This is a genomic window from Pseudomonas uvaldensis, from assembly GCF_021271205.1.
Lineage (GTDB): Bacteria > Pseudomonadota > Gammaproteobacteria > Pseudomonadales > Pseudomonadaceae > Aquipseudomonas > Aquipseudomonas uvaldensis.
This window is the reverse complement of the sequence record NZ_JAIWKS010000007.1, coordinates 36,412-49,199: the sequence shown is the minus strand read 5'-3', so window position 1 is coordinate 49,199 and position 12,788 is coordinate 36,412. Positions and strand designations below refer to the sequence as shown.

The following is a 12,788-nucleotide window of genomic DNA, read 5'->3' as shown; positions in this document are numbered from 1 at the left end:
GTCAGCTTCCGAAGGGGCTCTAGATTGCAGGTTTCAGGGCTATGCCCGGCGATCGGCGAAGAGAAGGGCCCGCTAACAATAATAATGGGGAAAGGTCTATGAGTGAGCCTGTCATGGCTGTGGGCTGCCGCCGCCCGCCGGTACTGCGCCGCGTCGCGTTGCTGGCCTCGGCGCTCTCGCTGCTGGGCTCTGCGCTGTTGTCCGCGCCGGCGCTGGCCGTTGCGGCGTCGACAACCGATGTCATCTATTCCGTCGAATCGGCCAGGGCCAGCAAGACCCTGATGCTGGATGTGGTACATGCCGGCCAACGCCTGGTGGCGGTCGGTGACCGTGGGCACATTGTCTATTCGGACGACCAGGGCACCTCGTGGACCCAGGCCAAGGTGCCGACCCGCCAATTGCTCACCGCTGTGTTCTTTGTCGACGACAAGCGCGGATGGGCCGTCGGCCATGACGCACAGATCCTCGCCAGCGAAGACGGCGGCAGTACCTGGACCAAGCAATACGAAGACCTTACCCGTGAGGCGCCGCTGCTGGATGTCTGGTTCAAGGACCCCGACAACGGTTTCGCAGTGGGTGCCTACGGCGCGTTGTTGGAAACCACCGATGGCGGCAAGCACTGGGAAGACGCCAGTGATCGCCTGGAGAACGAGGATCAGTTCCACCTCAATGCCATCGCCGCCGTGAAAGACGCCGGCCTGTTCATCGTCGGCGAGGCCGGCAGCATGTTCCGCTCCGCCGACTGGGGCCAGACCTGGGAAAAGGTCGAAGGCCCGTATGAAGGTTCGTTGTTCGGCGTCATCGGTACCGCCCAGCCTTCGACATTGTTGGCCTATGGCCTGCGCGGCAATCTCTTTCGCTCCACCGATTTCGGCGGCACCTGGGAGCAGGTCGAACTCAAGGCCGCACGGGGTACGCTGGAGTTCGGTCTGTCAGGCGCGACGCTGCTGCCGGACGGTTCCATCGTGATCGTCGGCAACGGCGGCAGCGTGGCGCGCAGCACCGACGATGGAGAAAGCTTCAGCGTGTTCAACCGTCCGGACCGTATTTCCGTGGCGGCCGTCACGGCGGCAGGCAACGGCAACCTGATCCTGGCAGGACAAGGGGGCGTGCGCACCACCACCTCTACCGGCGCCGAACTGAGCAAATGAGCCGCGCATATGAGTCGGGCACAATAACAACAAGGCGGACCCCATGAGCAGTCATCACCAAGACAAGGCGACATTCCTCGAGCGCCTGATTTTCAACAACCGCCCGGCAGTGATCGTCATTTGCCTGCTGGTCAGCCTTTTCCTGTTCTGGCAGGCCACGCTGATCCGGCCGTCCACCAGCTTCGAAAAAATGATCCCCCTGGAGCATCCCTTCATCGAGAAGATGCTCGAGCATCGCAATGACCTGGCGAACCTGGGCAACACGGTGCGGATCTCCGTGGAAGCCACCAATGGCGACATTTTCTCCAAGGACTACATGGAGACTTTGCGTCAAATCCACGACGAAGTCTTCTACATCTCCGGTGTCGACCGTTCCGGCCTCAAGTCGCTGTGGAGCCCGAGCGTGCGTTGGACCGAGGTGACGGAGGAGGGTTTCGCCGGTGGCGAGGTGATCCCCCAGAGCTACAACGGCTCGGCCGACAGTCTGGACCTGCTGCGCAACAACGTGCTCAAGTCCGGCCAGGTCGGACGCCTGGTGGCGAACGATTTCAAGTCGAGCATCATCGACATCCCGTTGCTGGAGTCCTATCCGGACCCGCAGGATCAGGGCAAGCTGCTGGCGCTGGACTACCAGAAGTTCTCCCACGAACTTGAAGACAAGATCCGCAACAAGTTCGAAGCCCAGAACCCCAACGTGCAGATCCACATCGTCGGCTTCGCCAAGAAGGTCGGGGACCTGATCGATGGCCTGATCATGGTGGTGATGTTCTTCGGCGTGGCCTTCGTCATTACGCTGATCCTGCTGTACTGGTTCACCAACTGCATGCGCAGCACCATCGCGGTGCTGAGTACCACCCTGGTGGCGGTGGTGTGGCAACTGGGGCTGATGCATGCGGCGGGCTTCGGCCTGGATCCGTATTCGATGCTGGTGCCGTTCCTGATCTTCGCCATCGGCATTTCCCATGGCGTACAGAAAATCAACGGCATCGCCTTGCAGTCCAGCGAGGCGGACAACGCCCTGACGGCAGCGCGGCGGACGTTCCGGCAACTGTTCCTGCCGGGCATGATCGCGATCCTGGCGGACGCCGTCGGCTTCATTACCTTGCTGATCATCGACATCGGCGTGATCCGCGAACTGGCTATCGGTGCCTCCATCGGCGTGGCGGTGATCGTGTTCACCAACCTGATCCTGCTGCCGGTGGCGATCTCCTACGTGGGTATCAGCAAGCGCGCCATCGAGCGCAGCAAGAAAGACGCGAACCGCGAGCATCCGTTCTGGCGTGCGCTGTCCAATTTCGCCAGCGCCAGGGTTGCGCCGGTTTCCATTGCCTTGGCGGTGCTGGCCTTTGGCGGCGGCCTCTGGTACAGCCAGAACCTGAAGATCGGCGACCTGGACCAGGGCGCGCCGGAATTGCGCCCGGATTCGCGGTACAACCAGGACAACAACTTCATCATCAGCAACTATTCCACCAGCTCCGATGTACTGGTGGTGATGGTCAAGACCAAGGCCGAAGGCTGCTCGCGCTACGAAGCCATGGCGCCCATCGATGAATTGATGTGGAAAATGCAGAACACCGAGGGCGTGCAGTCGGCGATTTCCCTGGTGACCGTGTCCAAGCAAATGATCAAGGGCATGAACGAGGGCAACCTGAAATGGGAAACCCTGTCGCGCAACCCTGACGTGCTCAACAACTCCATCGCGCGGGCTGACGGTCTGTACAACAACAGCTGCTCCCTGGCGCCGGTGCTGATCTTCCTCAACGACCACAAGGCCGAGACCCTGGACCGTGCGGTGAAGGCCGTGCAGGCGTTCGCCCAGGAAAACAACCGCGATGGCCTGGAATTCATCCTGGCCGCCGGTAACGCCGGCATCGAGGCGGCCACCAACGAAGTGATCAAGGAATCGGAACTGACCATCCTGATCCTGGTGTACATCTGCGTGGCGACCATGTGCATGATCACCTTCCGATCCTGGGCGGCAACGCTGTGCATCGTGCTGCCGCTGGTGCTGACGTCGGTGCTGGGCAACGCCCTGATGGCGTTCATGGGCATCGGCGTGAAAGTCGCGACCCTGCCGGTGGTAGCGCTGGGTGTGGGGATTGGCGTGGACTACGGCATCTACATCTACAGCCGCCTGGAGAGTTTCCTGCGGGCTGGATTGCCCCTGCAGGAGGCGTACTACCAGACGCTGAAATCCACCGGCAAAGCCGTGCTGTTCACCGGCCTGTGCCTGGCGATTGGCGTCTGCACCTGGATTTTCTCGGCCATCAAGTTCCAGGCGGACATGGGGCTGATGCTGACGTTCATGCTGTTGTGGAACATGTTCGGTGCACTGTGGCTGCTGCCGGCGCTGGCACGGTTCCTGATCAAGCCGGAAAAACTGGCGGGGCAGAAGGGCAATTCGTTGTTTGCTCATTGATTGAGGCAACAGGAAAAGTCTGTACAGAGGAAGACTTGTGGGAGCGGGCTTGCTCGCGATGGCGGACTGTCAGCGACATCTTCGCCAACTGCCCAACGCTTTCGCGAGCACGTCTGCTCCCACATAGGCTTGGGGGCAGCCTTCAGGGCGCCAACGGCAGGAACTTGCTCAGTGCCAGGGGCCTGCCGATCTGCCCGCGATACACATCCACGACCGCGTAGGGACTCTTGGCCTTGGCCAGCAGGGAGTAGTAGTGCTCCCGGCGTTGTTCCTTGGTCTTGAGGTGCGCAACGCTGAAATCGGCTTTCGGTGTGTCGGCCGTTTCGTAGTGAAAATGCGCATACCAGATCGGCCAGCCGTCGCGGTCATTGACGGCGTATTCCTGGAGAAAATCCTTGCGCTCGCCTTTCAAGGCCTTGCGCTCGCCGAGCCGGGCGACCTGTATCAGGCCTTTGTCGAACAGATAACGCAGGTTGCTGTCGGTGGGCGGCAATTTGAAACTCAGTTCGGTGCGCAGGGCACTGCCTTGGGTGGTCAAGCGGGTGATAGCGTCCGACAGCTGAGTCATCAAGGTCTGTTCGGCTGGCGTGGCCGGCTTCTGCGAGGCACGAAACGCCCTGCCGAGTTCTTCGTCGAGTCGACGAAAGCGGTTCGCCTCGTTGTTCAGGATTTCCTCGATTTCCTGGGGAAAGCGACACCGGGTCTTGTAGCCCTCGGCGCTGAGCAGGCTGTTCTCCAATTGTCCGAGCAACTTGCGCGCATCGCCCTTGATCGCCTTGAGCGAGCGGGTCCGGGGCTGTGGTGCCGGACGTTGGACTTCCACCAGGTCCCAGACATCGTCGTGCTGTGAATAGGTGGCAAGCAATTTGTCGTCGACTTCGGAGCGCAGCTCGACGACCTCGATCGGCAGGGTTGTGCCGGCTGGCTTCAGGTCGCCGATCAATACGCCGCTCTTGCGTGTCCTGATGACCTTTTTCTGCGGGCGCCCGGCAGGCGTTCTGCTGCGCTTGGGTGGGCGCTTGCGCGATTGCGGTTCGGGTTTGATCTCGGCGGCCAATTTCGCGGACGCGTCTTGGTAGAGGCCTTCCACCAGCCTGAACAGCCTGCCGAAATAGGAGTTGTCCATTTCTTCGGCATTGAGGGCTTTCATGCCTTGCATGGCATCAAGCGCGGCGCCGTAGTGTTCGATCAGGCTTTCCAGCACCTGCATCTGTTCCGCTGACGTCAGCTCGTAGGTGCTCAGGTCGGACTGGGAGCGTGCCTGCTCCATCAGCAGTTGGGTGATGTTGTGCAGGCTTTCGGGGAGGTCGGATTCGGGGTCCTTGAAGATTAGCGCCGCCAGTGTCGGCAATTGCAAGGCCTTGGTGGCCAGTGCCGTTCGCTCCCCCAATGGGCGGTCCCGAGTCAACCGCTCGAAGGCTTGCGCGCCGGCGGCGTCCAGGTTCAACAGCGCTTCCAGGTAACGATCCCTGAGTTCAAGCCAGTGGATCGAGCGATCGTTGATGTCACTCAACGCGTCGAGGTAATTGAAATAGTCGGGCAGGTTGCCGGGCACAGTCGCTTGGAGGGTCGAATAATCTCGTGTGAATCGGCTATAGGCGGCCTCGAGGGCGGTCATGTCGAACTCGGTGATCAGGAAAGCCTTGCGGGCATTGTTGATCACATTCTCCATCAGCGCGCGAATGATGTCGGGGGGCAGCTGCATATCGAGGCTGGCATATTCGTTTATGTTGTCCAGCAATTTCAAATAGCCGTCGGTCTGCTCCTCAAGCAGTTTGTAAAACCGCGTCCGCTTTTCCACCCGTTGCGCCTCGGTGAAGTTGCCTTCCTGGACTTTGGTCATGACTTCCTGGGCGATGTCCAAGGCTCGTTGCCGATCGGCTTCCTGGTTGTAGTGATCCATCAGTTGTTTGCTCAGTTCGGCGGCTCGCTGGGTCTTGAGACGACGCATCTCGGCCAGGCGCTTGGGAGGCATGCCCCCACGCAGGCGCAGACGCAGGTCGATGGACCAGTTGCCTTGGGCATCCGGTTGCAACACGGGACCGTTCTGGGCCGGATCCCGCGGGGCGAGGGGGTTGACGATGACCACGCTGCCGTCTGATTCCGGGGTCACCTGATACATTTTTCCATCCACTAGGGCGTGCCAGATGTTCCGGATGACGTACAGGCCTGTGTAGGGGCCATATTTTGTTGGTTCGGGCATGGACGCCGGGCGGCTTACCTGAAAACGTTGCAGGCGGGCGAGTTGCTCCGCTGTCAACCGACGGTGGGCGCTGGCGAAGCTGAGGTCCAGGTTCCTGCTGGTGTTCTCCAAACGTGCGCCTGGCAAGGCCACGCGCCCTTCATGAATGCTCGGTGGCGCGGGCGCGGGCCACTGCTCGGGGATGATGCGCGGCGCGGGAGGGCGCATCGCCTGTTCCTTGAGCGTTTCGGGCAAGGGGGCATGAGGTGGCGCACTGAGGGAGGGGAATTGAAGCAGCAGCATGCCGAGGTTGAGCAGCAGATCGACGGCGGCGAGTTCTCGCGTCACCGCGTCTTCGCTGCTCAGCGCCGGAATGTCCTGACTGGCGTTGGCCATCAGGTTCCACAGCCAGGCGGTGGCCAGGACCGGGCCACGCAGCAGGGGCAAGAGCAGCGTGTTGAACAGCAGGCTGCCGCCATGCAGCAAAACGGCCCAACGGCTTTCGCTGTTGGAAACCGAATCCCGGTCGGCCTGGATGACCAGGGCTCGCGCGTTGCTGCCGTAAAGATACTGCATCAGCTCGCCGTTGCGCAGGAACTGCCGCAGCTCGTCGTTGACGCTGTCGATCGCCAGGGTTGCCGGGGCGGGTTTCTCGGGCAGGCTGAACTCATCGCCTTGGTAGAAGCGCACGATGTGGGGCTCCTGGAAGCCGCCATTGGCATAGATCGGGCGGGCGGCGTCGGACATCCAGGCCAGGACACTCTGCTGCAGGTCTCCGGGGGCGACGATGGCTTGCAGCAAGGCTTGGCGCGTCGGGTATTGCTGCAGCGACGGCGTATAGAGCGGGCGATACAGCACATGCGGGCCAGTAGCGATGTCCTCCGGTTCGATGATGAACATGTTCGCCACGGTATCGGGATGCGCTTCAGGCTTGCGCAGGAAGGCCAGGTGGCGGATGACCACGGGAGCGCCCATGACTCGTTGCTCATCGGCCTCGGGGTTGAGCAGGGCTTCGATCAGGGCCAGGCCTTGGCGAGTCATGCCGTTTTCGTGGTTGAGGATCTGCTTGAGGGCATCCAGGGGCAGTTGGGCGGGGATCTGCTCGGCGAATATCCGCTGGCGCTCGTGAGCTTGTGGCACATCGTCCAGCAGCTTTTGCTGCAGGTAACGCGGGTAGGTCGTGCCGATGTCCACCTGTTCGATCAGCCCGCCCTTGCGGGTGATGAAATCCGCCGTCAGCCATACCGGCAATGCCAGCCCCTTACGATGGCTGAGCACCGGGTCCACGCCGGGCCGGGCGACGAGATTGGCAATCGCCAGTTCGGTCAGGCTGATGGTTCGTTTTTCGACGATGCCGATGGTTCCCGGATAACCCGCCGCTGCGCTGAAAGTCAGTCGCACATCGTCGGGTTGGTATTGGCTGGCCTGGGCCTTGGCCGGGCTGCGGTCGTTGGCCTTTTGCAAGACACCGAGCAGGGCATCGGCGGCGAAGGCCTTGATGTCCTGGATGTCGCTGAGAAAGGTGCGCCCCTGGTTGCGTTTCTTGGCACTGGCCAATGCCAGGCTGTATTGCTGGATTTTCGTCCTGTCGATGACGGACGCCTGTTTCAGCCAGTCCGGAATCAGGGGGGCGATCCGTGCCGATGTTTCGGGCATCGGGCGCGGGGCGCCGAGCAGGTAGCGAGCGGGGTCGCTCAGCTCGGCATAGAGTGCCACCAGATCTGGCAGGCCAATGCGTGAGGGCAGTTGCACGGCGTCCAGGTCGGCCAGCTGTTGTTCCAGGATCATGGCCGACTGGGTTTCGAAAACGTTGCCACCGATCTCGTTGCGCTGGCAGGTCACGGTGTCCACGACGTAACGGCTGGCAATCACGGTGCCCCAATGACGCGTAAAAGCCTCCAGGGAGTCGAAGGCCTGGATAGCGCCTCCAGCACTGCAAAGCAGCAAGACCGTCGCGTTCTTCACGCAGTGGATCAGCAGGACCTCGCTGCCAGTCAATACGCTGTGGGAGCCGTCCCGAGTGAGCCGGGTCTCCAGGCTGTAGGCATGGACGGCGGCTTTTGCATGGTACCGCAGGCGTTGTTCACGGTCCGGCCATCGGACAATCTGGTCGAGGGCTTGCCGAGCTTGGCCGCCAAGGTCTTGCTGCTGCAGGCTACGGATGTGCAGCAGGTTCCTGAGTACATCGCTGAGCCACTGCCAATGGCTGGTGCCGTCCTGCCTGTCCCTCTGCGGGCTGCTGTCGATGTTGGCGTTCCAGTAACGCGTCAACGCATCCTCCAGCCCGATCGGCACACGCCAGGGCAGTTCGAGCAGCAGCTTTTCGATGACGTTCATGTCCAGCTTGCCATCGTCTGGCGCAAGGAGCCGCGGTGGTGCGTCGGACAGGAAACTGCGCCGCCCGTTGCGATCCTTGAATTGCACGGGGGTACCCTGCGCCAGGTAGTCCAGGACGCGGGCCATGAAGGGTTCGAGCAGATAGCCGCGAGAATCCGTATCGGGCGTCGCCAGGCGGGTCCTGGAGAGGTCGAAGGCCAGCGTGGGGTATTTTTCCTTGATGGCCTGCTCGAGCATGCGTGTGGCGTACTGCTCGAAGGTGGGGCGACTGGAAAATTGCAGGCTGACGCTTTGCGCAAGCGCAAAAGGGGTGGTGGCCGGTGGGGGCAGGGTCATGGGAAGTCCTTTTCATAGGGGCGTTGGAATGACGCCTGGAAAAGTATCGACCTCTGGGACCCGTGCGGGCGGTATATAGATACCACCGGTAAGGATGACGTTTATGTCAGGCCCTGATGGGCCTGGCGGGAGATATCAGGCCGGATCGGTACCCAGCACCACGTTCAGTGCGCTGCGGGCATCGTCCAGTTGCACCAGCGTGGCATGGCGGGCGCCGAGGGCGTCGCGGTTCTCGATGGCGGTAAGGATTGCCTTGTGCCGTGGCATCGCCAGTTCATGCAGGTTGGGGCGCTGGTTGGAGTGTTTGAGCGCTTCGGCGATGGCTACCGACAACATGTTGCAAAGGTTGGCGAGCAGATCGTTGTGGGTGGCATCGGCGATGAGGCTGTGAAAGTCCAGGTCCGGTTGCAGCATGGCTTCCGGCGTCGGTGCCGCTTCCATGCGTTGGTACGCTTCACGGATGGCGGCGATGTCGGTCTCGGTGGCAAACTGCGCGGCGAGGGCGGCGGCGGCTGGCTCGATGATGCTGCGCACGCTGGTCAGTAGATTGAAGAATTCGTTTTGCGGACTGCTTTTCATCAGCCAGTGCAGCACGTCGGGGTCAAGCATGTGCCATTCCCGGCGCGGCTTGACCACCGTGCCGACCCGCGGCCGCGAGTACACCAGGCCCTTGGCGACCAGCACCCGAGTGGCCTCGCGCAAGACTGGGCGGCTGACGGCATATTCTTCGCAAAGCAGGGCTTCGGCGGGCAGTTTGTCGTCGGGCTTGAAGCGCCCCGAGACGATCTGCATGCCCAGTTCCTGGACGATGCGGGCGTGCATGCTTTTACGGTCGGAAGGTTTACGGTAGTCCATGGGACGCGTCGCGTTCCTGTGCGAGGAGTTGCTGCGCATGATAGCAGGCGCGGCGAGGGCGGGTCGCTAGTGCGATTTTGATGTCGACACGGCTCACATTGCCAGAGCCACCCCCTGTGAGGGTTAACCCTGTGGGAGCAAGGCTTGCCCGCGATAGCGATGGCGACTGATTCACCGCCATCGCGGGCAAGCCTTGCTCCCACGGAGGATCTGTGCCCCATCGGGGATGGATAGTGTCAGTGGGAGTGACGCGGTACTTCAGCGCCGCGGCAACCCACCAGGAAGTCGAAGTCGCAACCCTGGTCCGCTTGCAGCACATGGTCGATGTACAGCTGGCGATAGCCGCCGACGAGCAGTTGCTGCGGTGGTGCCAGGTCGGCCAGGCGGGCGGCGAGTTCGGCGTCGGAAATGTCCAGGTGCAGACGCCCGTTGGCACAGTCCAGTTCGATCCAGTCACCTTCCTTCACCGCCGCCAGAGGGCCGCCGGCTGCCGCTTCCGGCGCCACGTGCAGCACCACGGTGCCGTAGGCCGTGCCGCTCATGCGTGCGTCGGAAATGCGCACCATGTCGGTCACACCCTGGGCCAGCAGCTTGGCCGGCAAGCCCATGTTGCCCACCTCGGCCATGCCCGGATAACCCTTGGGTCCGCAGTTCTTCATCACCAGGATTGAGTTGGCATCCACGTCCAGCTCCGGGTCATTGATCCGAGCCTTGTATTCATCGAAGTTCTCGAACACCACCGCGCGGCCGCGATGCTGCATCAGTTCGGGGGTGGCGGCGGATGGCTTGAGCACAGCACCCAGCGGCGCCAGGTTGCCGCGCAGCACGCAGATGCCGCCGTCGGCGCGGATCGGGTTGTCCAGGGTGCGGATGACTTCGTCCTGGCCGTAGATCGGCGCGTCCTTGGTGTTCTCGCCGATGCTCTTGCCATTGACTGTCAGGGCGTCCGGGTTGGGAATCAGGTTGGCCTCGCCGAGACGGCGCAGCACCGCCGGCAGGCCGCCGGCGTAGTAGAACTCTTCCATCAGGAAGCGTCCGGAGGGTTGCAGGTCGACAATGGTGGGCATGCCGCGACCGATGCGGGTCCAGTCGTCCAGGTCCAGTTGCACGCCGATGCGCCCGGCGATGGCCTTGAGGTGGATCACCGCGTTGGTGGAACCGCCGATGGCGGCGTTGACCCGGATGGCGTTCTCGAACGCCTCCTTGGTCAGGATCTTCGAGAGTCTGAGGTCTTCGCGGACCATTTCCACGGCGCGCATGCCGGACATATGGGCCAGCACATAGCGCCGTGCATCCACGGCCGGAATCGCGGCGTTGTGGGGCAGGGAGGTGCCGAGGGCCTCGGCCATGCAGGCCATGGTCGAGGCGGTGCCCATGGTATTGCAGGTGCCGGCCGAGCGGGACATGCCGCCCTCGGCCGCGAGGAAATCGTCGATAGTGATGGTGCCGGCCTTGACCTGTTCGCTCAGTTGCCAGACCACCGTGCCCGAGCCGATGTCCTGGCCCTTGTGCTTGCCGTTGAGCATCGGCCCGCCGGTGACGACGATGGCCGGTACGTCGCAACTGGCGGCGCCCATCAGCAGCGCGGGGGTGGTCTTGTCGCAACCGGTGAGCAACACCACGCCGTCAATCGGGTTGCCGCGAATCGCCTCTTCCACGTCCATGCTTGCCAGGTTGCGAGTCAGCATGGCGGTGGGGCGCAGGTTCGACTCGCCATTGGAGAACACCGGAAATTCCACCGGAAAGCCTCCGGCCTCGATCACGCCGCGCTTGACGTGGTCGGCGATCTGCCTGAAATGCGCGTTGCACGGCGTCAGCTCCGACCAGGTATTGCAGATGCCGATGATCGGCTTGCCATGGAACTGATGGTCGGCGATGCCCTGATTTTTCATCCAGCTGCGGTACATGAAGCCGTTCTTGTCGGCGGTGCCAAACCATTGGGCCGAGCGCAGGGAGGGTTTCTTATCAGACATGATCGATTCTCTTATTGTATGACTATATTGTTCCAGCATGAGCGTAACATAAGCGCAATTTGCACGGTTTGGAAGTGTTGTTGGTTAAATAGTATTACTATATAGTCGATTCAACGGAGGGGTTGTCCTGGCGTGCGTTCGCGAGAGAAATCCCCCGGTTCTATAACAACAACAATTGGAGACCGGACCCATGAGCCAGGAATTGCGGCTTATCCGTCGCATTACGCTGAAACTGATTCCCTTCCTGATCCTGCTGTACCTGATTGCCTACGTGGATCGCTCTGCGGTGGGCTTCGCCAAGTTGCACATGGGTGCCGACGTCGGCATTGGCGACGCGGCCTATGGCTTGGGGGCAGGGCTGTTTTTCATTGGCTATTTCCTGCTTGAGATCCCCAGCAACCTGATGCTCGAACGCTTCGGTGCCCGGCGCTGGTTCGCCCGGATCATGGTCACCTGGGGCGCAATCACTATCGGCATGGCGTTCATCCAGGGCCCCTACAGCTTCTATGTGATGCGCTTCTTGCTGGGTGCCGCCGAAGCCGGCTTCTTCCCGGGCGTGCTGTACTACATCACCCAATGGTTCCCGGTGCGCCATCGCGGCAAGATCCTGGGTTTGTTCATTTTGTCCCAGCCGATCGCGATGATGATCACCGGCCCGGTGTCCGGTGGCTTGCTGGGCATGGACGGCATCCTGGGCCTGCACGGCTGGCAATGGCTGTTCATCGTTATCGGTCTACCAGCGGTGCTGTTGACCTGGCCGGTGCTGCGCTACCTGCCCGACGGTCCGCAGCAGGTGAAATGGATGGATCAGTCCGAGAAGGATTGGCTGACCGGTGAGCTGGAAAAAGACCTCCAGGCATACGGCCAGACCCGCCACGGTAATCCGTTGCATGCGTTGAAGGACAAGCGTGTCCTGCTCCTGGCGCTGTTCTACCTGCCGGTGACGTTGAGCATTTATGGCTTGGGCCTGTGGTTGCCGACGTTGATCAAGCAATTCGGCGGCAGTGACCTGGTGACCGGTTTCGTGTCATCGGTGCCGTATATCTTCGGCATCGTCGGCTTGCTGATTATTCCCCGCAGTTCAGACCGCTTGAACGACCGCTATGGTCATCTGGCGGTGCTCTACGTGCTGGGCGCCATTGGTCTGTTCCTCAGCGCCTGGCTGTCGGTGCCGGTGTTGCAACTGGCAGCGTTGTGCCTGGTGGCGTTTGCGCTGTTTTCCTGCACGGCAGTGTTCTGGACCCTGCCGGGGCGTTTCTTCGCCGGTGCCAGTGCGGCGGCCGGGATTGCTCTGATCAACTCGGTGGGCAACCTGGGCGGTTACATCGGGCCGTTCGTGATCGGTGCGCTGAAGGAGTACACCGGTAGTCTGGCGTCCGGGTTGTATTTCCTGTCGTGCGTGATGGTGTTTGGGCTGGTGTTGACCGGTGTGGTTTATCGACTGCTGGAGCGCAGGCACGTGCTGCCGGCGGATCAATTCGCGGCCAGCGCCCGGGGGGCGACGCGTACTTGAGACTCGAAGGCTGAGACGATCA

At 61.8% G+C, this 12,788-nt stretch carries 6 protein-coding genes; 3 read left to right on the top strand and 3 right to left on the bottom strand.

The window, feature by feature from the left end:
* Nucleotides 1-98: 98 nt before the first annotated feature.
* Together LCU97_RS17415 and LCU97_RS17410 are read left to right on the top strand one after the other, a co-directional pair.
* Nucleotides 99-1,151, top strand: a complete 1,053-nt coding sequence (locus LCU97_RS17415) for a WD40/YVTN/BNR-like repeat-containing protein (protein ID WP_053153787.1) — start codon at nucleotides 99-101, stop codon at nucleotides 1,149-1,151.
* A 43-nt stretch (nucleotides 1,152-1,194) separates the two neighbouring features.
* On the top strand, nucleotides 1,195-3,570 hold the full coding sequence (locus tag LCU97_RS17410) for an efflux RND transporter permease subunit (protein WP_232777302.1): 2,376 nt from the start codon (nucleotides 1,195-1,197) through the stop codon (nucleotides 3,568-3,570).
* A 142-nt stretch (nucleotides 3,571-3,712) separates the two neighbouring features.
* Here the strand turns inward: LCU97_RS17410 and LCU97_RS17405 are convergent, their stop codons facing one another.
* From LCU97_RS17405 to LCU97_RS17395, 3 genes are all read right to left on the bottom strand, one after another.
* Complete coding sequence (locus tag LCU97_RS17405) at nucleotides 3,713-8,425, bottom strand: dermonecrotic toxin domain-containing protein (protein WP_232777301.1); 4,713 nt, start codon at nucleotides 8,423-8,425, stop codon at nucleotides 3,713-3,715.
* 135 nt (nucleotides 8,426-8,560) lie between these two features.
* Complete coding sequence (locus LCU97_RS17400; protein ID WP_053153778.1) at nucleotides 8,561-9,280, bottom strand: FadR/GntR family transcriptional regulator; 720 nt, start codon at nucleotides 9,278-9,280, stop codon at nucleotides 8,561-8,563.
* A 236-nt stretch (nucleotides 9,281-9,516) separates the two neighbouring features.
* Entirely contained in the window at nucleotides 9,517-11,253 is a 1,737-nt protein-coding gene (locus LCU97_RS17395; RefSeq protein ID WP_053153775.1) for an IlvD/Edd family dehydratase, read from the bottom strand.
* Nucleotides 11,254-11,443: 190 nt separating this feature from the next.
* Between LCU97_RS17395 and LCU97_RS17390 the strand changes: the two genes are divergently transcribed.
* Nucleotides 11,444-12,766 (top strand): MFS transporter, encoded by a 1,323-nt coding sequence (locus LCU97_RS17390; protein WP_053153772.1) that lies wholly within the window; start codon nucleotides 11,444-11,446, stop codon nucleotides 12,764-12,766.
* Nucleotides 12,767-12,788 lie beyond the last annotated feature (22 nt).